General features: G+C 58.8%; 25 protein-coding genes and 1 tRNA gene. 12 read left to right on the top strand and 14 right to left on the bottom strand.

The window, feature by feature from the left end:
- Positions 1–12 precede the first annotated feature (12 nt).
- Positions 13–633 (top strand): OmpA family protein, encoded by a 621-nt coding sequence (locus AC0V6W_RS07470; RefSeq protein WP_486148664.1) that lies wholly within the window; start codon positions 13–15, stop codon positions 631–633.
- On the opposite strand, the gene AC0V6W_RS07465 is transcribed toward AC0V6W_RS07470, so the two are convergent.
- From AC0V6W_RS07465 to panC, 5 genes are all read right to left on the bottom strand, one after another.
- A complete protein-coding gene (locus AC0V6W_RS07465; protein ID WP_486151498.1) occupies positions 613–1,350 on the bottom strand; it encodes a 3'(2'),5'-bisphosphate nucleotidase CysQ in 738 nt (245 codons plus the stop codon). The genes AC0V6W_RS07470 and AC0V6W_RS07465 overlap by 21 nt on opposite strands.
- A 26-nt stretch (positions 1,351–1,376) precedes the next feature.
- On the bottom strand, positions 1,377–3,293 hold the full coding sequence (gene cysN / locus AC0V6W_RS07460; protein WP_486148662.1) for a sulfate adenylyltransferase subunit CysN: 1,917 nt from the start codon (positions 3,291–3,293) through the stop codon (positions 1,377–1,379).
- Positions 3,293–4,195, bottom strand: coding sequence for a sulfate adenylyltransferase subunit CysD (gene cysD, locus AC0V6W_RS07455; RefSeq protein ID WP_486148660.1), 903 nt, complete (start codon positions 4,193–4,195; stop codon positions 3,293–3,295). The genes cysN and cysD overlap by 1 nt, the downstream gene beginning before the upstream one ends.
- 135 nt (positions 4,196–4,330) lie before the next feature.
- Positions 4,331–4,404, bottom strand: a tRNA-Gly gene (locus AC0V6W_RS07450).
- Positions 4,405–4,518: 114 nt separating this feature from the next.
- Positions 4,519–5,406: a pantoate--beta-alanine ligase gene (gene panC / locus AC0V6W_RS07445; RefSeq protein WP_486148658.1), complete on the bottom strand. Its 888-nt coding sequence runs from the start codon at positions 5,404–5,406 to the stop codon at positions 4,519–4,521.
- 102 nt (positions 5,407–5,508) lie between these two features.
- On the opposite strand from panC, the gene AC0V6W_RS07440 reads away from it, so the two are divergent.
- The 7 genes from AC0V6W_RS07440 to AC0V6W_RS07410 all read left to right on the top strand — a co-directional run bounded on the left by AC0V6W_RS07440 (position 5,509) and on the right by AC0V6W_RS07410 (position 12,837).
- On the top strand, positions 5,509–6,369 hold the full coding sequence (locus tag AC0V6W_RS07440) for a division plane positioning ATPase MipZ (RefSeq protein ID WP_486151496.1): 861 nt from the start codon (positions 5,509–5,511) through the stop codon (positions 6,367–6,369).
- Positions 6,370–6,373: 4 nt separating this feature from the next.
- Positions 6,374–6,706, top strand: coding sequence for a J domain-containing protein (locus AC0V6W_RS07435; RefSeq protein ID WP_486148656.1), 333 nt, complete (start codon positions 6,374–6,376; stop codon positions 6,704–6,706).
- Between the two features lie 138 nt (positions 6,707–6,844).
- Positions 6,845–8,260: a phosphoglucomutase/phosphomannomutase PgmG gene (gene pgmG, locus AC0V6W_RS07430; RefSeq protein ID WP_486148654.1), complete on the top strand. Its 1,416-nt coding sequence runs from the start codon at positions 6,845–6,847 to the stop codon at positions 8,258–8,260.
- A 15-nt stretch (positions 8,261–8,275) separates the two neighbouring features.
- Positions 8,276–8,677, top strand: coding sequence for a DUF1801 domain-containing protein (locus AC0V6W_RS07425; RefSeq protein WP_486148652.1), 402 nt, complete (start codon positions 8,276–8,278; stop codon positions 8,675–8,677).
- A gap of 45 nt (positions 8,678–8,722) precedes the next feature.
- Positions 8,723–9,346: a hypothetical protein gene (locus tag AC0V6W_RS07420; RefSeq protein WP_486148650.1), complete on the top strand. Its 624-nt coding sequence runs from the start codon at positions 8,723–8,725 to the stop codon at positions 9,344–9,346.
- Between the two features lie 62 nt (positions 9,347–9,408).
- Entirely contained in the window at positions 9,409–10,302 is an 894-nt protein-coding gene (locus AC0V6W_RS07415; RefSeq protein WP_486148648.1) for a DUF2059 domain-containing protein, read from the top strand.
- A gap of 42 nt (positions 10,303–10,344) precedes the next feature.
- The gene (locus AC0V6W_RS07410; RefSeq protein ID WP_486148646.1) at positions 10,345–12,837 is read left to right on the top strand and encodes a ligase-associated DNA damage response DEXH box helicase; all 2,493 of its coding nucleotides are present in this window, start codon (positions 10,345–10,347) and stop codon (positions 12,835–12,837) included.
- Between the two features lie 182 nt (positions 12,838–13,019).
- Here AC0V6W_RS07410 and AC0V6W_RS07405 read toward each other — a convergent pair whose 3' ends face one another.
- The 4 genes from AC0V6W_RS07405 to AC0V6W_RS07390 all read right to left on the bottom strand — a co-directional run bounded on the left by AC0V6W_RS07405 (position 13,020) and on the right by AC0V6W_RS07390 (position 15,641).
- Positions 13,020–13,463, bottom strand: a complete 444-nt coding sequence (locus AC0V6W_RS07405; protein WP_486148644.1) for an ExbD/TolR family protein — start codon at positions 13,461–13,463, stop codon at positions 13,020–13,022.
- A 41-nt stretch (positions 13,464–13,504) separates the two neighbouring features.
- Complete coding sequence (locus AC0V6W_RS07400) at positions 13,505–14,041, bottom strand: ExbD/TolR family protein (protein WP_486148642.1); 537 nt, start codon at positions 14,039–14,041, stop codon at positions 13,505–13,507.
- Between the two features lie 142 nt (positions 14,042–14,183).
- A complete protein-coding gene (locus AC0V6W_RS07395; RefSeq protein ID WP_486148640.1) occupies positions 14,184–14,972 on the bottom strand; it encodes a MotA/TolQ/ExbB proton channel family protein in 789 nt (262 codons plus the stop codon).
- 75 nt (positions 14,973–15,047) lie between these two features.
- The gene (locus tag AC0V6W_RS07390) at positions 15,048–15,641 is read right to left on the bottom strand and encodes an energy transducer TonB (RefSeq protein WP_486148638.1); all 594 of its coding nucleotides are present in this window, start codon (positions 15,639–15,641) and stop codon (positions 15,048–15,050) included.
- 567 nt (positions 15,642–16,208) lie between these two features.
- On the opposite strand from AC0V6W_RS07390, the gene AC0V6W_RS07385 reads away from it, so the two are divergent.
- The gene (locus AC0V6W_RS07385) at positions 16,209–17,033 is read left to right on the top strand and encodes a hypothetical protein (protein WP_486148636.1); all 825 of its coding nucleotides are present in this window, start codon (positions 16,209–16,211) and stop codon (positions 17,031–17,033) included.
- Positions 17,034–17,208: 175 nt separating this feature from the next.
- Positions 17,209–18,531: a homoserine dehydrogenase gene (locus AC0V6W_RS07380; protein WP_486148634.1), complete on the top strand. Its 1,323-nt coding sequence runs from the start codon at positions 17,209–17,211 to the stop codon at positions 18,529–18,531.
- A 26-nt stretch (positions 18,532–18,557) separates the two neighbouring features.
- Here AC0V6W_RS07380 and AC0V6W_RS07375 read toward each other — a convergent pair whose 3' ends face one another.
- Positions 18,558–19,142, bottom strand: a complete 585-nt coding sequence (locus tag AC0V6W_RS07375; protein ID WP_486148632.1) for a hypothetical protein — start codon at positions 19,140–19,142, stop codon at positions 18,558–18,560.
- A 166-nt stretch (positions 19,143–19,308) separates the two neighbouring features.
- Here AC0V6W_RS07375 and glpX point away from each other — a divergent pair, with 166 nt between their 5' ends.
- Together glpX and AC0V6W_RS07365 are read left to right on the top strand one after the other, a co-directional pair.
- A complete protein-coding gene (glpX, locus tag AC0V6W_RS07370; RefSeq protein ID WP_486148630.1) occupies positions 19,309–20,337 on the top strand; it encodes a class II fructose-bisphosphatase in 1,029 nt (342 codons plus the stop codon).
- A gap of 389 nt (positions 20,338–20,726) precedes the next feature.
- Positions 20,727–21,386 carry a hypothetical protein gene (locus AC0V6W_RS07365; protein WP_486148628.1) on the top strand — a complete coding sequence of 220 codons (660 nt, stop codon included), beginning with the start codon at positions 20,727–20,729 and terminating at the stop codon, positions 21,384–21,386.
- A gap of 12 nt (positions 21,387–21,398) precedes the next feature.
- Here AC0V6W_RS07365 and AC0V6W_RS07360 read toward each other — a convergent pair whose 3' ends face one another.
- From AC0V6W_RS07360 to AC0V6W_RS07345, 4 genes are all read right to left on the bottom strand, one after another.
- A complete protein-coding gene (locus AC0V6W_RS07360; protein WP_486148626.1) occupies positions 21,399–21,683 on the bottom strand; it encodes a ribose-phosphate pyrophosphokinase in 285 nt (94 codons plus the stop codon).
- Positions 21,684–21,768: 85 nt separating this feature from the next.
- Positions 21,769–22,704, bottom strand: a complete 936-nt coding sequence (locus AC0V6W_RS07355) for a ribose-phosphate pyrophosphokinase (RefSeq protein WP_486148624.1) — start codon at positions 22,702–22,704, stop codon at positions 21,769–21,771.
- 280 nt (positions 22,705–22,984) lie between these two features.
- Positions 22,985–23,917, bottom strand: a complete 933-nt coding sequence (locus AC0V6W_RS07350) for a helix-turn-helix domain-containing protein (RefSeq protein ID WP_486148622.1) — start codon at positions 23,915–23,917, stop codon at positions 22,985–22,987.
- Between the two features lie 201 nt (positions 23,918–24,118).
- Positions 24,119–24,625, bottom strand: a complete 507-nt coding sequence (locus tag AC0V6W_RS07345) for a tetratricopeptide repeat protein (protein WP_486148620.1) — start codon at positions 24,623–24,625, stop codon at positions 24,119–24,121.
- Positions 24,626–24,633 lie beyond the last annotated feature (8 nt).

Raw genomic sequence — 24,633 nt, 5'->3', positions numbered from 1 at the left:
ACTCGCCAGCCCATGATGAAATCTGCATCAACCGCTTTTGTTTTGACCGCTTTGCTGGCCGTTTCGGCGTGCGATCAGCGCCGCGCTTCGGATGCCGACCAACCTGCCGGTTCCGATCAGACCGCACCAGAGGCCGAAGAAACCGGCGCGGTGTCGATCCTGCGGTCCGAGGTTTCGACGCCCGAGGAGCGGGCCGAGACATTTGATCCGCTTAAAGTGACCATCGGATTTCCCGATGGAGATGAAGCGCTTGATGCGGATGCGGTGGGAGAGCTTGAAAAGGTGATTGCTTCCCCGCAGATCGAGTTTGGCGGGCCTATCATATTGCGCGCTCACAGCGATTCGGCCGGCACTGACAAAGCCAATGAAGACGCATCAGAAGCGCGCGGGTTGGCCGTGGCAGGTTGGCTGATCGATCAGGGCGTGAAGGATGACCGCATCGAAGTGATCGTGTTCGGTGAACAGAACCCGGCCCAGCCCAACGCTTTGCCCGATGGCTCTCCCAATGAAGCAGGCCGGAAAGCCAATCGGCGGGTGGAGATTGAGATACTGATCCCGCCCGAAGACGAAATCGCGCCTCCTCCATCTGAGGCGGCATCCGGAGAGGACGCGTCAGTCGAGAGCGGCGACTAGTTCCAGCACTTTGTCCGCATATTCGGGGCGGCAAATCAGCAGATCGGGCAGATACGTGTCTTCGCGGTTATAGCGGATCCGTGATCCGTCAATTCGGCTGCAATGCAGGCCAAAGGCCTGAGCCACTGCGACAGGCGCGCAGCTGTCCCATTCATATTGCCCGCCTGAATGGAGGTAAATCTCCGCCTCGCCGCGCACCACGGCCATCGCTTTTGCGCCCGCGCTGCCCATGCCGACCAGTTCGCCGCCCATCGCCTCGCTCACCGCGACCGCTTCTTTGGCGGGGCGCGTGCGGCTGACCAGGAAACGCGGCGCATCGGCTGCGGGTTTAAGGTCTGTTATCTGGTCTGTTCGAAGGATGGTGCCCCCGTCCAAACCCGGCAATGCCACAGCGCCCGTATGCGCAGCGCCATCAATCGCCAGCCCGACATGCACTGCCCAATCAGACCGCTGCTCGCCATATTCGCGGGTGCCATCGACCGGATCGACAATCCACACCCGGCTCATCGAGCAGCGCGCGGTATCGTCCTTTTCCTCTTCGGACAAAAGCCCATCATCCGGGCGCGCAGCGCGCAGAGCGTGGCACAAAAATTCATTCGCGGTCGCATCGCCAGCTTTGCCCAAAGCTTTGCCTTCAAACATGCCCGAGCTGCGCACATCGAGCAGGATCCGGCCCGCCACTTCGGCAAGATGCGCCGCAAGCTGTGCATCGGTCATATCGGCGGCTGAGTTCATCGCCTCGCTCATTTCAGCGGCAGGATCTGTTTGATGATATATTCCGCCGCCTCAACCGGGGTCATATCGACCGTATTCACGGTAATTTCCGCGTTTTCGGGCGCTTCATACGGGCTGTCGATCCCGGTGAAGTTTTTAAGCTCACCGGCCCGCGCCTTTTTATAAAGCCCTTTCACATCGCGTTTTTCCGCAACATCCAGCGGGGTATCGACGAAAATCTCGATAAACTCAGCATCGCCCAGCATATCGCGCACCATCTGCCGCTCTGCCCGGAAAGGCGAGATAAACGCGGTGAGCACGATCAGCCCCGCATCCGTCATCAGCTTGGCCACTTCGCCTATCCGGCGGATATTCTCGATCCGATCAGTCTCGGTAAAGCCAAGATCCTTATTCAGGCCGTGACGCACATTGTCGCCATCGAGCAGGAAGGTGTGGCGGTTCATGATCGCCAGCTGTTTTTCCACCTCATTGGCAATCGTCGATTTACCCGAACCCGAAAGCCCGGTGAACCACAGGACACGCGGGGTCTGGTTCTTCATCAGCGCATGTTCTTCGCGCGATGTTGAAGTCGGCTGCCAATGCACGTTTTGCGCCCGGCGAAGCGAGAAATCGATCATCCCGGCGCCAACAGTGGCGTTGGTGAATTTGTCGATCAGGATAAACCCGCCCAGTGCACGCGAGGTGTCATAGGGTTCAAATGTGATCGGTTTGTCGGTCGCAAATTCGCACACGCCGATCGAATTGAGCTCAAGCGTTTTGGCCGCGAGGTGATCGAAAGTGTTCACATCCACTTCGTGCTTGGGCGGCTGGACGGTCGCGGTGACCATCTGGCTGCCCAGCTTCATCCAGTATCCGCGCCCCGGCTTCATCGCGGTTTCATCCATCCAGACGATGGTCGCGGAGAATTGATCGGAAGCCTCTGGCGGATCATCAGCGGCGGCGATCACATCGCCCCGGCTGCAATCTACCTCGTCATTGAGAGTGATCGTTACCGATTGCCCTGCGACCGCTTCGTCCAGCTGGCCGTCAAAGGTCTCAATGGTTTTCACCGTGCTGGTCTTGCCCGCAGGCACAATGCGCACGCCATCGCCCGGTTTGATGGTGCCGCTGGAGATTTGTCCGGCAAAGCCGCGGAAATCGAGATTTGGGCGGTTCACCCATTGCACCGGCATGCGGAAAGACCGCGATTGAGCGGCTTCATTTGCCAGTTTGACCGTCTCAAGATGTTCGATCAGCGAAGGGCCGCCATACCACGGCGTGTTCGCAGACGGGGCGGTGGTGATGTTGTCACCCTTGAACCCGGAAAGCGGGATCGCGGTGAATTCTTCGATCCCGACCTCTTTGGCAAAGGCGCGGTAATCGTCGACGATGGCGTCAAAAGTGGCCTGATCGTAATCAACCAGATCCATCTTGTTCACTGCGAGCACCAGATGTTTGATGCCCAAAAGATGCGTCAGATAAGAATGCCGCCGCGTCTGCACCAGCACGCCTTTGCGCGCATCGACAAGGATAACGGCCAGGTCAGCGGTGGATGCGCCGGTGACCATATTGCGCGTATATTGTTCGTGCCCCGGAGTGTCCGCGACGATAAACTTGCGCTTTTCGGTGGTGAAAAACCGGTAGGCAACATCAATCGTGATGCCCTGTTCGCGCTCTGCGGCCAGCCCGTCGACGAGCAGCGCAAAGTCAATCTCTTCGCCTTGCGTACCGACTTTCTTGCTGTCCGCTTCAAGATTGGCGAGCTGATCTTCAAAGATCATTTTGGAATCGTACAAAAGCCGCCCGATCAGGGTTGATTTGCCATCATCCACGCTGCCGCATGTGATGAAGCGCAGCAGGCTCTTGTGCTGATGCTGATCGAGATAGGCGTCGATATCCTCTGCGATGAGGCTGTCGACCTGGAAGCTGGAATCTTGAGTGGTCATTAGAAATACCCCTCTTGTTTCTTGTCTTCCATCGAGGCGGACTGCCCCTTGTCAATCGCGCGGCCCTGACGTTCGGAGCCGGTGGCCAGCAGCATTTCCTGAATGATGAGGTTCATATCGGTCGCATCGCTTTCCGTCGCGCCTGTCAGCGGATAGCAGCCCAGAGTGCGGAAACGGACCGAACGTTCGACAGGCTTTTCGCCCTCTTCAAAGCGGAAGCGGTCATCATCGACCACAAGGATCATGCCATCACGCTCCACCGTGGGGCGTTTTTGCGACAGATAAAGCGGGACAATGTCGATCTTTTCGAGCGCAATATACTGCCAGATATCAAGCTCGGTCCAGTTCGAGATCGGGAAGACGCGGATGCTTTCATCCTTGTTCTTCTTCGCATTGTAGAGGTTCCACAGCTCGGGCCGCTGGTTCTTTGGGTCCCAGCGGTGCGATGCTGTGCGGAACGAAAACACACGCTCTTTCGCGCGCGCTTTTTCCTCATCACGCCGCCCGCCGCCAAAGGCCGCGTCAAATCCGTGCTGGGTCAGTGCGCGCTTTAACGGATCGGTCAGCTGCGCTTGTGAATAGAGCGCGCTGCCAGTGTCGAACGGATTGATGCCTTGTTCTTCCGCGTCTTCGTTTTGCGAAACGATCAGTTCAAGATTGTATTCTTTGACCGTCTTGTCGCGGTGATCGAGCAGGTCCTGAAAATCCCAACCCGATGCAACATGCAGCATGGGGAAAGGCGGCGGCGAGGGATAGAACGCCTTGCGTGCCAGATGCAGCATGACGGACGAATCCTTGCCGACCGAATAAAGCATAACCGGCTTTTCAGCTTCAGCCACGACTTCGCGAAAAATGTGAATGCTCTCGGCTTCGAGGCGTTCAAGATGTGTGAGAGTGCGCATTCCAGTGCAGCTAGACGTTGCACCGCACAAAACAACCCCGCTTTTCGGCCATCAACCAAAGCATGTCTTGCGGCCCATAAAGGGCACGTTGCATCTCGAAAGGGGTGGTGAGCGAAGCCCGGACTGGCAACGCGGTGGAGCGGGTAGGGGGAATCGAACCCCCCTAGCCAGCTTGGAAGGCTGGAGCATTACCACTATGCTATACCCGCGACCGTGGTAGGCAGCGCCATTGGCATGATTTAAGCGGTTTCGTCAACGATGAGGTTTGTCCAATTGCCGTGCCGGGTGACGGCGGCGGACGCCGCAGCCCCAACTATAGACCCTTAGCCCACCGCCATATTGTCAATCAGGCGCGTGCCGCCAATGCGCGCTGCGACCAGCAGGCGGGCGGGCGCGTGGGAAAGGGTGCCCATCGGTGCAAGCGATGCGGCATCCGCCAGCACGGCATAGTCGACACTCGCAAAACCAGCCTCTACCAATGCCTGCTGCAATTGGGTGAGCGCACGGGCCACATCGCCGCCGCTTTCCATATCCGAAATGGCCGCCTTCATTGCGCGGGGCAAAGCGGCTGCGGCTGCCCGGTCGGTGTCTGACAAATACCGATTGCGGCTCGACATGGCGAGGCCATCCGCCTCGCGCACGGTGGGAACACCCATGATCTGGTCTGCATGGGGCAAAGTGAGATCAAGATCGCGGGCCATGGTGCGGATCACGGCGAGCTGCTGAAAATCCTTCTCGCCAAAAAAGGCCATGTCGGGCTGCACTTGGTTGAACAATTTGCAAACCACCGTTGCCACCCCATCGAAATGGCCGGGCCGATCCGCGCCGCACAGCCCGTCTGATACGCCGGAAACCGAAATGCTGGTGGCGAAATCGGCCGCGCCGCCGGGATACATTGCGCCGGGTTCGGGTGCCCACAACAATGCGCATCCTTCCGCCTCCAACATGGCGGCGTCTTCTGCCAATTGGCGCGGATAGGCATCGAGGTCTTCATTCGGGCCAAATTGCGTGGGGTTCACAAAGATGGATACCGCGACATGATCGCATGCCTCACGCGCGCGGCGCACCAGAGTTAAATGCCCATCATGCAAAGCGCCCATAGTCGGCACCAGACCAATAGTGGAGCGCCCGCTTTTCCCTGTTTGTCCTGCCTTGCCGCGCAGCGCGCCAATCTGCGTTCTCAACACATCCAGTTTATGCGCAGTTTGCACCCGGCCCTCCCCTTGGATAAAATGCCATATGCTTCTAACCGAGCGCCGCCTTGCTTCACAAGCTGGCAACCCAACATTCCTTTGAGCGGAGTTTATACAATGATGAAAACCGGGTCCGCTCCAACGCCTCATGCAGCCGCCGTGGAAACCGCGGCTTCAAACACCGCCCACAGGATCGTGTTCGCCAATGAAAAAGGCGGCACGGGCAAATCCACCACGGCGGTGCATGTGGCGGTCGCGCTCGCTTACAAAGGTGCGCGCGTCACCATGCTCGATCTTGATCCGCGCCAGCGCACGACGTTTCGCTATCTGGAAAACCGGGTGACGACGATGAACCGGCGCGGGCTTGATCTGCCCACGCCTGCCGCCGAGGTTTATGCAGGCGGCAGCAAAGAAGGTCTGCTCGCCGCGATTGAGCGGTTGGAGCAGGATTGCGACTTTCTCATCATCGACAATCCGGGCCGCGATGATCCGCTCGCCCGGCTGGCGGTGGAAAACGCCGATACGCTGGTTACTCCGCTGAATGATAGCTTTGTCGATTTCGATCTGATCGGGCAGGTCGATGGGGAAACGTTCAAAGTCAAAAAGCTCTCTTTCTTTGCCGAGCTGGTATGGGAAGCGCGGATGACGCGCAGCAAAGTGACGCTTAAAAACGAGCGGCCCGAAATGGACTGGATCGTCGTGCGCAATCGGACCGGACATGTCGAAGCGCGCAACCAGGGCCGGATTGAGCGGGCTTTAAAAGAAATGTCGCAGCGCGTCGGTTTTCGCGTGACCAAAGGTTTGTCCGAACGCGTGATTTACCGCGAGCTGTTTCCATCGGGCCTTACATTGCTCGATAAAAAGCATCTGGGCGAACTTGGTACCAGCCATCTGATCGCAAGGCAGGAATTGCGCGCGCTTCTGCTACAGCTGAAACTGCCCGAATTTTCTCGCAGCGCTGATGAAATGGAGCTAGCATAAGCGCATGGTAAAATTCGCAATTCTGCTGGGTCTGGCGGTGTTCGTCTATCGTTATGCGCTGGGTCAATGGCCTTGGGCGGGTCTGATGGGCAAGCCGACCCGTTCACAGGCGATCTTTAACGCGCGCAAATTGCTGGGCGTTGAGCAGGGCGCCAGCCGCGCCGATATCAAAGCCGCGCATAAACGGCTGGTCGCGATGGTCCATCCGGATAAGGGCGGCAGCAATGCGCAGGTTCATGATGCCAATGATGCGCGCGATCTGCTTTTGAGCGAGCTGCCCGATACAGGCGCGGACATTGCAAGCAATCAAGACGACGAGGCCGGCCCGCATCCCTGAACCACACCTAGAACACGCGATTGAAACAATTCACGCGCATCTGAGGGGTCGCATCCGCCATTGGTAAAGCTGAAAGATCAGCATGCTATTGGCCGCAAAAGATACACAAAGACACCCAAAGACAGGACGTTTCAGTTTATGAGCCATCAATTCGATCCCACCGTGCTGCGTGAATACGATATTCGCGGGATTATCGACGAAACCCTGCGCGCGGATGATGCCCGTGCGATCGGCCGCAGCTTTGGCACTTTGCTCAGCCGTGCAGGCGGCAAAACCGTGGCGGTTGGCTATGATGGCCGCACCAGTTCACCCATGCTGGAAGAGGCATTGGTCGAAGGGCTCACTCAAAGCGGCTGCGATGTGGTGCGCATCGGCATGAGCGCGACCCCGATGCTGTATTACGCCGAGGCGTCAAGCGATGAGGTGGATGGCGGCATTCAGATAACTGGCAGCCACAATCCCCCCAACTACAACGGCTTCAAAATGGTATTTCAGGGCCGTCCGTTCTTTGGGGCAGACATTCAGAAGCTCGGGGCAATCGCGGCTGCCGGGGACTGGAGCGAGGGAACCGGAAACGTATCCGAGCGCAGCCTCCTCAGCGAGTATGTCGAGCGCATGCTCGAGGGTCTCGTCGGAATAGAGCCCGCCGCCCTGGAAGGTATCAAAGTCGGCTGGGATGCGGGGAACGGTGCTGCGGGGCCGGCACTGGAGGCGCTTGCCGCGAAGCTTCCCGGAGAGCATCATCTGCTGTTTACTGACGTTGACGGGCATTTTCCAAACCACCATCCTGATCCAACTGTGGAAGCCAATCTGGCCGATTTGCGAGCTCTGGTCGCGGAGAAGAACCTCGATTTCGGAGTGGCTTTTGACGGGGATGGCGACCGGATCGGCGCAATTGATGGCGAAGGCCGGGTGATCTGGGGCGATCAATTGCTGATGATCTACGCCGAAGATGTCCTCAAAACCCACCAAGGCGCGACAATCATTGCCGATGTTAAGGCCAGCCGCGCACTGTTCGACCATGTCGCAGCCCATGGCGGAAAGCCGCTAATGTGGAAGACTGGGCACTCGCTGATTAAGTCCAAAATGAAGGAAACTGGTTCCCCGCTGGCTGGCGAAATGAGCGGCCATGTGTTTTTCGCCGACACATATTACGGGTTTGACGATGCGCTGTATGCCGGTGTGCGCCTGCTCGCTGCATCGGCGCGGCTGGGCAAATCGGTGACCGAATTGCGCGGCGCGATCCCTGATATGCTCAACACGCCCGAAATGCGCTTTCAGGTGGATGAAGCGCGCAAGTTCCCCGCTATCGCCGAGGTGACAGAGCGGCTCACCACCAATCCCGGCCCGCAGGTCGAAGAAGTCAACGCAACCGACGGCGTGCGCGTCAACACCGCCGATGGCTGGTGGCTGCTGCGCGCATCCAACACCCAGGACGTGCTGGTCGCGCGCGCGGAAAGCGATACGCCAGAAGGCCTCGATCGCTTGATGGCGCAGATTGACGAGCAATTGGCGCTGTCCGGCCTCGAACGCGGGGAAAGCGTTGGGCACTGAAAGGCATTTTGCGATATGACACCTTTCGAAGCCGCGCTTGAACCGCATCCCCCCCAAATGCGTTCGGCCCTTGAGCGGCTGAGGGGTCTTATCGTGAGTGTGGCTTTAAGCGAGCCGGAAATCGGCCCGCTGACTGAAACGCTCAAATGGAACGAACCTGCATTTTTGACTGAGAAGACAGGTTCAGGCACGACAATTCGCGTCAATGCACATCGCGGCAATACGCAGGTTTTTGCGCTGTATGTCCATTGCCAGACCGATCTGGTGGCAAAATGGCGCGATCTATATGCAGATACGTTGAGTTTCGAGGGGAATCGCGCCGTCCTGATCAATGTGAACGCGCCTTTCCCCGAAACAGAGTTGCGGCATTGTATCGCGATGGCTTTGACCTATCACAGTGCAAAGAAGCATGCATGATTGCATCGCAGATCCACAAACCGTAACTGACATGTGGGGATGGCGGTGAACACAACAGCAACCAATGGAGGCGGGTCAGAAGGCTGGCCGTGGTCCGCGCTGGGCCTGTCAAAAACGAGCGACAAGGCCGCGATCCATGCCGCCTACACGGTCAAACGCGAAGAGCTTGATAGCGCAACCATGCGTATTTCAGCTTTTGCTGAATTGACCGAAGCGCGCGAGAAAGCGCTGTTTCTAGCCTCAGAAATCCAGCGTGAATTGGAGCGCAAGGGGATCGCGCTGGAGCATCCTGGGCCGCTGGCTGCCGAACTTTACGCGAAGACTGCGCAAAGTGCACTTCCCGCAGAACCAGAACCAGAACCAGAACCAGAACCAGAACCAGAGCCAGAACCGGAGCCGGAGCCGGAGCCTGAACCAGAGCCGCCGATCGGCCTCAACCCCAACCCTGACGAGGAATGGTCGCACGCTGGCAAATACACTCCCGATCAAGTGCAGGTGTTCGAGCAACCGGCCGAGCAGGACAACGAAAAACCCGATGACTGGGGCGATGAAATCGTCGCCAAAATCGCTGACGACACCAAAACCTTTTTCGAACGCTACCCGATCAAGAAATACGGCTTTTTCTATGTCGCTGGCGCTTTTGTGCTGTTGAGCTTTTGCAGTGCATAGGTCTGGCAAACGCCCGAGCTCTCGGCCATAATACCCGGATCAGATAAAGGACCACTCTTGCCATGAAACGCTTCATCCTAGCTGCCACTTCGGGCTTTGCGCTTGCTTTCAGCGCTGTGCCTGCTGCTGCGCAAACTGTTGCCAGTGATGAACCCACTGCGGAGGAATTCGCGGCCATTGGAAACATGTTCGGCGATATGTTCGGCACGGCAGAGCCCTTGGATCCCGAACAGGAAGCGCGCGTGCCTGCCGCCCGTTCGGTGGTGACCAAGCTGTTTCCCGAAGGCACCTATGCCAAGATGATGGACGAAAGCATGGCTCCCATGTTCGAAGGGATCATGGGCGAAATGGGCGGCACACCGGCCATCGCACTGAGCAAGCTGACAGGGCTTAGCCCGCTTGATTTCGCCGATGTTGAAGAGGCCAAGCTGACAGAGGCCCTCGCGCTGCTCGATCCGCAAGCGGCAGATCGCAATGCAGCGATGACGCAGGTCACTCTCGATATGATGAGCGACATCACCACCCAGATCGAACCCGCCTATCGCAGCGGTTTGGCGCGCGCTTATGCGGTGCGCTTTACGGATAGCGAGCTCGCTGATCTTGATGCTTACTTCGCCACGCCTGTCGGCAGCAAATACGCAGCGGAGAGCTTTTTGATCTTTGCCGACCCGCAAGTCATGTCGGCCATGAACGAGATGATGCCGCTGGTCATGGAAGCGATGCCGGGCATGATGGAAAGCTTTGCCCAATTGGCTGAAGACTATCCCGAAGGCCGCAAGTTTTCCGCGCTGAACGATGCGGAAAAAGAGCAATTGTCCGCGCTCTTGGGAGTTAGCCTCGAAGATCTGGCTGTGAGCGAACCAGAGGATGACTGGAACACCGATTGGGATGATGAAAGCGCTGAAGAAGGCGTGGTGGAAGATGCAGCGACCGAAGAGGCTGCTGACGCTGGCTAATCCGCGCTTGCGGCTTGAGCGGCGCGGCCCCATCTCGCATCCGTGACAACGCAAAACACCGCCGCTCCTGCAATACCGCCCGCGATCCAGCAATGGTTCGATGCGCGCGGGTGGCGTGTGCGGCGCCATCAGACAGAGATGCTGGCGAAAGCGCGCGAAGGGCGCGATGCTTTGCTGGTCGCGGATACAGGCGCAGGCAAAACGCTCGCTGGGTTTCTTCCGACACTGTGCGACTTTGCCCCTGTCGAGAGAGCGCTGCCCGAGGACGGCCTGCACACGCTCTATGTATCCCCGCTCAAAGCGCTCGCGCATGATGTAAAACGCAACCTTGTCACTCCTATCGAAGAGATCGGCCTGCCAATCCGCGTCGAAACGCGCAGCGGCGATACATCGGCAGATCGCAAGAAACGCCAGCGCACCAAGCCGCCGCATGTGCTGTTGACCACGCCGGAAAGCTTGTCGCTGCTGCTGTCCTACCCGGAAAGCCTCGACCTGTTTCGCACGTGCAAGCGAGTGGTGATTGATGAAGTGCACGCCTTTGCCACGGGCAAGCGCGGCGATCTTCTGGCGCTCGCATTGGCGCGATTGCAGACACTCGCACCCGATATGCAGCGGGTCGCACTGTCGGCGACTTTGGCCAATCCTTTGAGCTTTCAGGAATGGCTTTCCCCGCAAATACCTGATGGCACAGGCGAGATATGCGCCGCCGATCTGGTGCTGGGGGAAAAGGGCGCAGAGCCTGATCTTGAAATCCTGCTACCACAAGAACAGCGCGTGCCGTGGGGCGGGCATGCAGGGCGCTGGGCGGTCGATCAATTGTATGAGGCGATTAAGGCGAACCGCACGACGCTTGTCTTCACCAATACGCGTTTTCTGGCTGAGTTTATCTTCCAGTGCCTGTGGGATGTGAACGAGGATAATCTGCCTATTGGCGTCCACCATGGCAGCCTGTCGAAAGAAGCGCGCCGCCGCGTCGAAGATGCGATGGCGGCAGGCCAATTGCGCGGGCTTGTGTGCACGGCCAGCCTCGATCTGGGGATCGATTGGGGCGATATTGATCTGGTGGTGCAAATGGGCGCGCCCAAGGGATCATCGCGCCTACTGCAACGCATTGGTCGCGCGGGCCACCGGCTTGATACCGCCAGCCGGGCCGTGCTGGTGCCGGGCAACAGGTTTGAATTTCTCGAAGCGATGGCGGCCAAGGATGCGGTCGATGAAGGCCAGCGCGACGGCGAGGATTTTCGGGCAGGGGGCCTTGATGTGCTCGCGCAGCATGTCATGGCCTGCGCATGCGCTGCGCCGTTTCACGAGGATGATTTGCTGGCCGAAATCCGCTCCAGCCTGGCGTTCGCCTGGGTGGATGAGGCGGCGTTGGCGCGCGTTTTGGCTTTTGTCGAGAACGGCGGATATGCCCTGCGCGCCTATGACAAGTTTAAGCGGATAGTGCGGGACAAGCAGGGCGTGTGGCGGCTTGCGCATCCCAATCAGGCCCAGCGCCACCGGATGAATGCCGGGATCATCGTCGATAGTGAAATGCTCACCGTGCGGTTCAAAAACGGGCGCAAGCTGGGCAAGGTTGAGGAACGCTTTGCCGCGCAATTGTCTGCGGGCGATACGTTCTTTTTCGCCGGCATGAGCCTTGAGGTGGAAAGCGTCAAAGACATGGACGTGATCGTGCGCGCGGCCAAGAAGTCCGCGACGATCCCCTCTTATGGCGGGCTGCGGCTGCCGATCACGGCGCATCTGGCAGGCCGGGTGCAGGCGATGCTGGATGACCGTGCGGGCTGGGCGCGGTTTCCCGATGATGTACGCGAATGGCTAGAAGTGCAGGATTACCGCAGCCGCCTGCCAGCGCCGGGCGAATTGCTGGTCGAAAGCTTCCCCCACGGCGGCAAGCATTATGCGACCTATTACACCTTCGAAGGCTGGAACGCGAACCAGTCGCTGGGCATGCTGATCACGCGCCGGATGGAGGATCGCGGGCTGATGCCGGGCGGATTTGTGGCGAATGATTATTGTCTGGCGGTGTGGGGGTTAAAGCCTGTGACAGAGCCCGCGCCGCTGCTGTCGCCTGATATTCTGACTCATGAATTTGTCGAATGGGTCACCGAAAGCCATTTGCTGCGGCGTGCTTTTCGCGAGGTGGCGGTTATCAGCGGGCTAGTGGAGCGCCAGCATCCCGGCAAAAAGAAGACGGGCAAGCAGGTGACGTTCTCGACCGATCTTATTTACGATGTGCTCAAGAAATATGAGCCCGATCACGTGCTGCTCGAAGCGGCCTGGGCCGATGCGCGCGCGCGGATGACGGATGTGGGGCGGCTGGCTGATCTGCTGGAGCGGTCACAGCGCGAATTGGTGCACGTCGAACTGGACCGGGTCTCGCCTCTCGCAGTGCCGGTGATGACCATGATCGGTCGCGAAGCGGTGCCGCAAGGCGCGGTGGATGATGAGCTTTTGCTGGAGGCAGAGAGCCTCGCAGGCGAAGCGATGCGGATCGGTCCCGATGATACGGCGCGCGCGCTGGAAGGGGATTAGCGCGCTCGGCTCCCCTGCCGCCGGCCGCGGGGGTTGGCACCATCCCAATCGGTGGCGAAGTGACCGCAAGGCCGATGAAGCAGCGGATGCGGGTTCGAAACACCAACATCCAAAACAAAAACGCCGCCAGTTTCCCGGCGGCGTTTGTCTATTTGGCTATTCACCAGATCAATGCGTGGGAATTACTCGCCGCCGCCTGATCCGAACTGCCGGTATTTTTCATTCCCGACGAAGCCGAATTTGGTCACACCTGATCCTTTGATGATATTCAGCACACGGACCGATTTGTCATAGCTGGCGAGAGCTTCGGGCTCATATTGCAGCTCCGGCTCGGGCGAGATGGTCAGTGTTTGACCGAGGATCGAGACGAGATCGCCTTCGGTGATCGCCTCGCCATTCCACAAAAGCGTATCATCAACCGTGATCAAGAGTTTGTTCTTGTCCGGTTCGATAGTCACTGGTGGCGGATTAACGGGCGGCTGCGGCAGATCGATATCGACCGAGTGCGTGGCCACCGGAATGGTGATGATGAACATAATCAGCAGAACGAGCAAAACGTCGATCAGCGGCGTCATGTTCATGTCGAGCATCGGCTCGCCGTCGAGTTTGCCTCCGGACATACCCATGTCAAATTCTCCTTAAATTTCTTAGCGCTTTGGTAATGCGCTTAGCCGTTCGGATCGACCGGGTTTGAGATAAAGCCAACCGTGGGATAACCCGCAGCCTGCACGTTGAAGATCGCGCCCGCCACGCATTTCCACGGCGCTTCTTTGTCAGCGCGGATGTGGACCTGCGGAATGGCTTCGAGATCCTGCATGATTGCCTCAGCGCCGCCCGGATAGGCGTTCACAATCGCCTCAAGCCGTTTGAACGCCTGATCGCGCAGTTCTTCGGAAGTCACCGGGGTGATATTGTTGAAATACACGCGGCATTCGCCCGTGCGAGTCGCGCCGCCAAAACCACTGTTGATCGTGCCAGCGGTCGTGCCAGCGGCATCGGTGGTGCTGACGGTGAGCAGCAGGTTTTCAACCTTATCCTTGGATTCTTCGGATCGGAAAACGGGAACTTCCAGTTTCTCAATCGTCTGAATGGCCACCGGAACCGCGATCAGGAAGATGATCAGAAGCACCAACATCACGTCCACCAGCGGCGTGGTGTTGATGTCGGACATCGGGGTTTCCCCGCCTCCCATCGAAATCGCCATTGTCTTTTCCTAACTTAGTAAAGCGACAGTTCGTTGCGTAAGCTCTGCTGGCATGGCGCGCGTTGCGGCCCAGCTCATCAGAGGATCGGCGGGAACCCGGTGCCAGCGCGGATGCGCCGGGCGGGCTCCCGCACAGATCAGCTTACTTCTTCAGCGGAGCCGTTGCAGGCTTGGGCGCTGCGGCGGGCTTTTTCATCGCTTTGGCAGGGCCGGCACCAACAGCAGGCTTAACCGCACCGTTCGAACCGATATAGGCAACGATGTCGTTGGAAAATTCAACCATCAACGCCGAGATGCGGCGGTTGCGCGATTGCAGCCAGTTAAAGGCAAGCACGGCAGGCACAGCCACCAGCAGGCCGATAGCGGTCATGATAAGCGCTTCACCAACTGGGCCAGCAACTTTATCGATCGACGCAGAACCTGCGATACCGATATTAATCAGCGCGCGGTAGATACCGATCACCGTACCCAGCAGACCGATAAACGGTGCAGTAGCACCCACCGATGCGAGGAAGGACAGGCCGCCCGAAAGGCTTTGGTTGATGGTGTCTTGCGAATGGGCGAGCTCTTCTTCGACGAAGTGGATCTCGTTGCCAGCGCCTTCCATCTTGCCGTGATGATCCTGTGCGGTGACAGCATCATCAGCAAGCTGACGCCATGCGCTGTTCTTTTCCAGCTTGGCCGCGCCTTCACGCAGCGAGCCTGCGCGCCAATATGCGCCTTTGACGTCTTTGTACTGCTTCATCACTTTGTTCTGTTCGAACAATTTGGAAAACAGAATGTAGAATGAGCCAATGCTCATAATCACCATGACGGCGAGGATGGCCCAGGCAACCGGGCCGCCTTCTTTCATGGCTTCGACAAAGCCGAACTTGTTTTCAGGTGCTTCGGTTTCAGCACCGGCAACTGCTGCGAGATACATGAGGTTCATTGCGAATAGTCCTTTTGAAAAGTTTCCCCGTGGACCGCGCCTCGCTCTCTTAAAGAGGCGTGATCCGAAATTCGATTAATTCAGACGGTATGTGATCCGGGTGGAATAGGAACCCGTGGTCGGCTCGCCCGCATCATTAAGCGCTGGGTTGAAGCGCGCATAACGCTGCATCCCGCGACATGCTGCTTTATCGAGCACATCTGATCCGCTTGAATTGCTCACGCTGCATGCGCTCACCCTACCATTGGCACCTACGGTAACACGCACGCCCACGGTTCCTTCGACCTCTTCACGCAATGCGCGCGAAGGATAGTCGCCTTGGATCCGGCTTGCCCAACGACGTTCGTTCTTGGTCGTTGCACCGCGTGCCTGTGATGGCGGCGGAGGCGGAGGCGGCGGTACCGGCGCAGCCACAGGGGCAGGCGGCGGAATAATGCGCGCCGGCGGGGCTGGTGGCGGAATCGTGTCCTGCACCTGAATATCAGGCGGCGAAGGTGAGATACTGATCGGCGGAGGCGGCGCCACAGGCGGCGGCGGCGCTGTTTCCGGCACCTCTTCGGGTGGCGGCGGCTCTTCCTCAGGCTCTGGCGGTTCTTCTTCAGCGACATCGACCATCGAGACACGCTCGATCTCTTTCTTCACGGCATCAATGGTCAAACCAATAACCATTGCAAGACCGATCGCCGCCACGATGCCAATCGCAATTATGAGAGCGGTAGCCTTGCTACCGGTCATTCCTTGATCAACGTAGGCCATCCGGCTGTTTACTCTCCATCTTCACGTCAGCGCATCCGCCGACACATTCATCACATCGCGCCTGAACCATGGTCAGGTCCGAATCAGATAGCTCCGTTTCGGACCGTCTTAGAACAGACCGCCAATGTGAAACTCAAATTTCTGGCCTCCCAGACCGGTTCGGCTGCCCCGCGACCCAGATCAGCCATCCCCGCTTGCCGAACATGCAGCTCCCACTGCAACCGCTCAGCTTGTTTCGCAAAGGCTTTGTCGCCAAAACGCCTGCGAACCATTCTCGCTTTAACGGTCAACGTTTAGTCAATCAAACGCTTTATGGGTTCAGGATTGATTCACTGTCCCAGCGCTGGAACGGTCTGACGAAAACTGTGGAGCGATTGCGCGCCGCCAAAGAAAGCCTCCAAGATGGATGTTAACGCTATTTTAATGAATAAATTCAGAGGTCTGATGCGAGTGGCAATTTTCGCACCAGCGCTTGTATTTTTGTCCGTTCCCGCTTTTGCACAATTTTCAAGCGAAGCCTCAGCCGGCCAGCCTGAAAATTTCGCGAATGCCCCAACCTATGCCGATCTGGCCGCTTTGGCTGAATCCAGCGATATGATCGTGCGTGCACAGATTCGCCGTCAGACCACGGTCAAACCCGAAAGAGCGCCCGGCCTCGCCCCCGGTCATGCGCGGCTTTATATAGAGGCGCGCACACTGGCGCTGATCGCAGGCCAGCGTTCTTTGGGCGAATCGCTTGTTTATCTGGTGGACGTGCCGCTCACCGCGAAGGGAAAGCCTCCCAAGCTGAAAAAGCGCGAAATGCTGTTGTTTGCAAGGCGCAGCGGCAATGGATCAACGGGTAAGGCAACCGCCCTTCAGCTGGCGGGCAAACAGGGCCAGCTTGATTACAGTCCCGCTCTGGAGGCCCGTTTGCGCCCTATCCTGACGGCTTTTGCAGCGGGCGATGTGCCGCCTGCGATCACCGGCATTTCCGACGCGCTTGCCGTGCCTGGTAATCTGGTGGGCGAATCGGAAACGCAGGTGTTCCTTGCGACCGCAGATGGATCGCCTGTATCGATTAGCGTGCTTCGCCGTCCGGGCCAGCCTGCGCAATGGGGTGTGTCATGGGGCGAAATCATCGATTCGTCCTCGCGCCCGCCGCAGCCGCAGACCTTGCAATGGTATCGCCTCGCCTGCGCGCTGCCTGATGTGCTCCCCAGCAATGCCAATCTGGCGCGCGATGCCAGCGCCCGGCAATTGACCGCGCGCGATTATGCGTTTGTGAAAGAGCAGCTTGGCCCGTGTGAGCGCCGCATCACGTAAGATTTCTTGCTGGCTGTTTGTAACAAAACAACCAAAAGCGCCGCTTGACGGAAAGATCGTGACGTTTATGCGCTTGTCGCCCAGTCCTGAGCCTTTGGCAGATGCCAGAGGCGCACCCAATACGGACACGCCACAAAACACGAACCCACAAAACTCAATTTGCGGAGCGCATCTTTTGTCCAACACGCCAACCCCTCCCGCTCCTTTGCGCATTGCCATTGCCGGACTTGGCACGGTGGGTGCAGGCGTCATCCGCCTGCTTGAGACAAACCGCGATCTAATCGCTGTCCGCGCAGGCCGGATGATCGAAGTGGCCGCGGTTTCTGCGCGCGACAGGGGTAAGGATCGCGGGGTCGATATCAGCGGCTTTGCCTGGGAAGACGATATGTGCGCGCTGGCCAAGCGTGATGACGTTGATGTGGTGGTCGAACTGGTCGGCGGGTCCGATGGGCCTGCGCTTGCGCTTAGCCGGGCAGCCGTCAATTCGGGCAAGGGGCTTGTCACCGCCAACAAGGCGATGATCGCGCATCACGGATTGGCGCTGGCTGATGGGGCAGAGGCAATGGCCGCGCCGCTCAAATTCGAAGCGGCTGTGGCAGGCGGCATCCCTGTTGTGAAAGGCCTGCGCGAAGGGACCGCCGCGAACGCGCTGACCAAGGTTTACGGCATTCTCAACGGGACGTGCAATTACATCCTGTCCGAAATGGAAGCGACAGGCGCAGATTTTGCGCAGGTTTTAAGCGAGGCGCAAAAGCTTGGCTATGCCGAGGCGGACCCCACTTTCGATATCGAGGGCGTCGATGCCGCGCACAAATTGGCCATCATCGCCGGGATCGCTTTTGGCGCTCAGCTTGATTTCGACGCTGTGCGCACCACCGGGATCACCGCTGTGCGCGCCGCCGACATCGCACAGGCCGATGGGCTGGGCTATGTTATCCGCCTGATTGCAGAGGTTGATCTGAGCGGAGAAGATGGCGCGCAAAGCCTGCTGCAACGGGTGCGGCCATGCCTTGTCTCCAAGGATCACCCTTTAAGCGCGGTCGATGGCCCCACCAATGCCGTGGTGGCAGAAGGCAATTTTTCAGGCCGCTTGCTGTTTCAGGGCGCGGGCGCGGGCGATGGCCCCACCGCCAGCGCGGTGGTGGCAGACCTTATCGATATTGCGCGCGGCGATGTGGGCGCGCCGTTCTCCATGCCCGTCAGCGATCTGACAGCTTATCCCCCGGCCGAACCCGGCCAGCGGCTGGAGCGCACCTATCTGCGCTTTACTGTCAATGACCGGCCCGGCGTGCTGGCGGAAATCACCGCAGCGATGCGCGATGGCGATGTCTCGATTGAAAGCCTGATCCAGCAGGGCCGCAAACGCGATGGCGGCGAAGTCTTGGTGGCGATTGTCACCCATGAAGGGCCAGAGGCAAATGTGCGCCGTGCGCTCGAATTGCTCGACGGGTCCGAAAGCCTGACGGGTGAACCGCTGGTGCTGCCGATTTTGGGATAGGTTTCCCGTGGCCGCGACCGCTTACTCTATTCGCTCTTTTCATATTTGGGCGGCGGCAGGCCCAATGCCTCGCGGCGTTTCTTGATTTCTTCGGGCGACAGATCTTCGTCTTTGCCGAGCGGCGGCAGGCCGCGGGCGATCCGGTCCGCATCTGATCCCTCAGGTGCCTGCGGCAGCGCTTCGACATCAATCAGGATTGCGGCCTCTGGCGGGCAGGGCGGAATGATACACGCGCCCGATATCGTCGCCGGCCCTTTGAAAATGCCCGCGCCTGACACATCAAGCGAGGTGTTCTCACCCTGAAACGCGGTTTCCTCAGCATAGCGTTTGCGCGCTTCTTCGCGGCTGCCGGAATAATAGTTTTCGCCTTTTTCGCCCAATTGGCGGCACACGATGATCTCGCCGCTTAAGGTGGCGGCATCGGCGCGGTCTTCGCATGCCTGCGCCTGCGCCTGATTAACATCGCCGCGCGGCACGGTGATGAGAATATCAACAGGGTCAGGCCGGGCGGGCGCGGTAACAGGCTGCGATACGCCGCCAGCCTCATCTAAGGCTGCGTCTGCATCATCCGTCACGCCTGCGTCATCCTGCGCGGCCACAGGAACGCTCATGCAAGCCAGCGCAAATGCGCCCCCTGCCCGAAAGGATAGCTTTCGGGCATTCAGGCGGGCATTCTGGCGGGTATTACGGAGAAAGGCATTCAGATCGCTCGACAAGCCTGCCTCCTTGGGACTAGACGCGGGCACATATCCAATGCGGAGAAGGACTGAATTTCGCATGAACACTGCACCTACCACGGACATTCTTGCTGACAAGCAGACAGATGATGAAAACTCAATTGAGCGCGTTCTGGTGCTTGAAATGGTGCGCGTCACCGAAGCTGCGGCGGTGGCTGCGGCGCAATTGATCGGGCGCGGCGATGAGAAAGCCGCCGATGCCGCTGCGGTCGAAGCCATGCGGCGTGCATTCGACAATCTCTACATGGATGGCACTGTCGTTATCGGCGAGGGCGAGCGCGATGAAGCGCCGATGCTGTTTATCGGCGAAAAGGTTGGCATGGGTAAGGGGCCCAAAATCGACATTGCGCTGGACCCGCTTGAAGGGACCACCATCACGGCCAAGGCCGGCCCCAACGCGCTCGCTGTTCTGGCGGCGGCGGAAGAAGGCAACCTTTTGAACGCGCCCGATGTCTATATGGACAAGCTGGCCGTGGGCCCGGGCCTGCCCAAAGACGTGATCGACCTTGCCAAATCGGTAACTGAGAATGTGAAAGCGGTGGCCGATGCCAAGGGTAAAAAACCTGCCGATATCAATGTGTGCGTGCTCGATCGCCCGCGCCATGCCGATTTGATTGGCGAATTGCGCAGCCTCGGATGCGGCGTGCATTTGATCGGCGATGGCGATGTGGCCGGCGTGATCGCGGTGACCGATCAGGACACCGGTATTGATATGTATATGGGATCAGGCGGCGCACCCGAAGGCGTTCTGGCAGCAGCCGCTTTGCGCTGTGTGGGCGGACAATTCAACGGCCGGCTGACATTCCGCAATGACGATGAAAAAGGCCGCGCCAAAAAGTGGGGCATCACCGATCTTGATCGCATCTACAAGCTGGAAGATCTGGCCAAAGGCGATTGCATCTTTGCCGCAACCGGCGTGACGTCAGGCTCGCTTCTCGATGGGGTAAAAACCCGCAAGAAATCGACAGGCGCCACGATCATGACAACCGACAGCGTCGTCATGCGCGCTTCATCGGGCACCGTGCGTTGGATCAAAGGCCAGCACCGGATTGCACCGCATCATAGCTGAGCCAAGGGTGGATGCACGCGCACTGGTCCTCGCACGGCAAACACAAACGTGCGCTGGATCAAAGGCCAGCACAGGATTGCACCGCATCATAGCTGAGCAAATGGCGGATGCACGCGCACTGGTCCTCGCACGGCAAATACAAACGTGCGCTGGATCAAAGGCCAGCACAGAATTGCGCCGCATCATAGCTGAGCCAAGGGCGGATGCATACGCAGCGGTCCTCGCACGGCCAATCAGAACCCGCGCTGGATAAAGGGCCAGCACCGGATTGCGCCGCATCGCGGTTGATACGCAGTCCTGAAACGGGGGCCTCGCCGCTGGCTCGCTCAAGGTCCGTTCATCTGGGTGCGTGTTAGTGGCCGTCTCGTTTGACTTCAGGGCAGACCCCCTTGCGCATATCAACCGCCCTTTTCCTTCTTGCGACAGCCCTGCCTGCCTCTGCCGAAGAGGCTGCTCGCCAACCCGATGCGCAAGTGCTCCAACAGCTTGCTCTGCTGGGTGAACGCGATCCCGCGCTCACTGCTGCCAAAGCCAACTTGATCGATTGCGAGGACGGGTGTCTTACGCCCTCAGAAGCGGTCGCGCTTGCTTTCACCGCAGGCGCGGACCAGCCGCGCGCCGGGCGGTTTCTGCTTGATGTGAGCGGAGGCGGGCAAAGCTTGTTTGGCAATCTGGGCGAATTGTTCTTCGTCAGCTCGCATCCCGATTATGCCGAATTTGGCACGCTCACCATCGCGTTTGAGGCGCGCGTTCTGCGCAATCTGCTGCGCCGCGCGCGCATTTGCGGGGGCACTCTGGTCAAGGGCGAGATTACGGTCGAAGGGTGCCGCGGGCGCGGCATCAAGGATGTGAACATGTTCACCATGATGCAGGCTTTGCACAAACGCCGGATCGTGGTGGAAGGCGACATCCGCCTGCAATGGATCGATGCAAGTTTCGGCCTGCGATCGCGCAGCAGCAACAAGCGCGGCGAATTTGAAAAAGGGTATTATCAGCCCTGGGTGCTGGTCGAGGATGCGGACCAGATCAGCTTTGCGTATGAGGATTGAAGGGTCAGGGCTTCAGCGCCCACCCCAATACTCAAACGCGATGTTCTGATGCAGCGCGACATAGGCCCGCGCCTCGGCCCCTTCCCAGTCCATTGGCCATTCGCCCGGCAAATCATCTGCTAGATGAGATCGGCTGACAAACCACCCCTGCCCGGGCAATCCATCCGATTGCCGCACCACCAGAACCGCCAAACCCGGCTCCCCTGCCAACCGCCCCGCTTCATCAATCCGGTCCATCGCTGCACACAGGCTGCGCATTTTGGGCCGGGTAAAGCTGTATCCCAGTAGGTTCAGCATTTGCGAATAGGTAAGCGCATTGCGAGCGCGCGCTGCCCCGATCAGCGTTTCGCGAATTTCGGTAGGGTCGAAGATTTACGACCCCTCAATCAAACAGTGAGCTGACTGAGCTTTCATCGGCAATCCGCCGGATCGCCTCGCCCACCAGCGGGGCGATGGTCATGATGCGGATTTTGCCTGATTGTTCCGCTGCCTCTGTCGGGCGGATGGAATCGGAGATGACCAGCTCTTTCAATTGCGAGCCGTCGATCCGCGCGACCGCTCCGCCTGACAGCACGCCGTGCGTGATATAGGCGGCGACCGATTTTGCCCCGCTTTCCAGCAGCGCATCGGCTGCATTGCACAAGGTGCCGCCGGAATCGATGATGTCATCAATCAGCACGCAGTGGCGGCCTGACACATCACCGATAATGTTCATGACCTCGCTTTCGCCCGGGCGATCGCGGCGTTTGTCAACGATAGCGAGCGGGGCATTGTCGAGCCGTTTGGCCAAAGCCCGCGCGCGCACCACGCCGCCGACATCGGGGCTGACGACCATCAAATCCTGATCGCCATAACGCGCCTGAATGTCCGCTGCCATGACGGGCGCGCCATACAGGTTATCGGTTGGGATATCGAAAAAGCCCTGAATTTGCCCCGCATGCAGATCAACCGCCAGCACTCGGTCAGCGCCAGCCTCGGTGATAAGGTTCGCCACCAGCTTTGCCGAGATGGGCGTGCGCGGGCCGGGCTTTCTATCCTGACGCGCATAGCCGAAATAGGGAACAACAGCGGTGATCCGTTTGGCAGAGGCGCGGCGCAGCGCATCGATGCAAATGAGCAATTCCATCAGATTGTCATTGGCCGGAAAACTGGTCGGCTGAACCAGAAACACATCTTCGCCGCGGACATTTTCGTGGATTTCGACGAAAATTTCCTCATCGGCAAACCGGCGGACGCTGGCATCGGTCAATGGGATTTCGAGATAGGCGGCGATCGCGCGCGCCAGGGGCAGGTTTGAATTGCCGGACATGATTTTCATGGTTGCGAATCCCCTCACCAAACAGCTTTATGGATCGCCTAGCCCAGCGTCATGAAAACGCAACAGATGAGGCGATTTTGTTGGGTGCGGATTGCACATCCGTGCAATCCTTGGCCGGGTGTTTCTTGTTCAGGGCCGGACCGCCCCGCCTCCCCGCCCGTCCACCAAGGGTTCCATAGGATATGGTGGACGGGCGGGGAGGCGGGGCGGTCCGGCGTGAGCGTAGCGAACACAGACAAAAACACGCGCCAGCGAACCTAGAACAAAGCACCCCGCAGTCTCACTTCTGCCAGGGACGTTTCCCACCTGGTGCCAATCGTTTCAGCTCTTCCAGCCGCCGGGCTGCGCGGGTCTCCAGATTGATCGTAAGCAGCAACCGCTCTTTTGATCGGAAAGCGTGCGGAGTTGTCCCGAAAAAAGCCTGGAATTCTCTGATCAGATGCGACTGGTCGAAATAGCGCAGCAGAAACTCTTCTTCTTCCGCTTCATCCGAAAGCCCCAGCATCTGCGCGGCCAGATCGAGCGCGCGCGCCCTGCGCAGCACCGTTTTGGGCGTGAGGCCAAAATCGCGCCGCACCACGCGCTCCAACTGGCGCAGGCTGATATCATTGGCTTCGGCAAATTCGCCCGGCGCGATATTGGGATCAGCAAAGCTGGCAAGTTCAAACGCTGCGCTGATCGGATCGGGCGGCTGGGGATCGTGTTTCAGGATGTATTCGCGCACGCGTTCTTCCAATTGACGCGCCCATTCCACCGGCTCACCATTGATTGCGAAAATTGGAGCGCCGTCATCGCCCATAAAGCCAAAGTAGTCCTTGCGCACAATCCGGTCGACCAATTCCGCTGCTGTTACGCCAAACAAACGCCGCTTTGCTCCGGGTCGGAATGCGATGTTAACGGTCGATATCGCGCCTTTGCAGAGGACTTTCATATGACGCGAATGCGGACCGAGCAGCACCGCTTCGCGGCCCAAATGCACCGGTCCTTCTTTGGTTTGGGCCAGCCATTCACCATCCAGCAACACACGCTGAAACGCGAGGTCGTTACAAATCCCGCAATCCACCTCAAATTCTGCCGGAGCGTCGACTTTTGCCACGACAATGCGCGCGATCCAGGGATCGAGATCGGGCGCCGGCGCGCGATTGAGGGACAGGGGCATGCCGGAACGCGTCGTACCCGAGCGCGACTCCACCCCCTCTTTCGTGTTCTTCATGTCCCCCAATGCCCGATCTAATACTGACCCGTCTTTATCCAGACGATTTATGCTTAACACATGTTGGAGACAAAGACTGCATGATTTGCGTCACAGGCAGGCGTAAATCATCGTGATCGAAGCAATAACAGCGAGATTTGGATGAGCGCGTTCGAGTAAATCTTGGGGATCGGTCAACTGCACATGACCATGACTGGCAATCTATCTGATCTCCGCGATCATCTGCGTGGCAATCTGGCGCTGTTCGGTGGTGATACGTAGCGCGGTTTGCGCGCCGTGCGCCTCGTCTTGACTGCCCAGTGCAATGGACCGCGTCAGGAAACCGCGCGCTTTATCGTGATCACCTGCGAGGAAAAAGGCAGACCCCGCCATATAATGAAACACCCCGTTATCGGGCGAGCGGCTGACAGCTTTTGCAAAGGTTCGGCCTGCCTTATCATAGTCCATGGCCTGCAATTGCTTGAGTCCGCGATTAAACAGCCGGTTTGCGGCCGCATCACTTGCCTGTTCATTGCCCGCGCGATTGTCGCAGCCAGCCGGACAATCGCGCGCGCCCAATTGATCGCGGATCAATTGATCCTGCGGAGGCTGGGCCAATGTGTGGGCCCGTGTGTGCGCCAGTGCGTGGGCAAGCGGGTGGGCTGAGGGCAACAGGCCAGTTGATGCGCCAACAAGCGCAAAAGCGGTGATGATCTTACGGGCTGTCACGATGGCTG

Source organism: Erythrobacter sp. JB1-7, assembly GCF_057365015.1.
The sequence above is the reverse complement of the archived record's forward strand: the minus strand, read 5'-3'. Positions and strand labels throughout refer to the sequence as shown.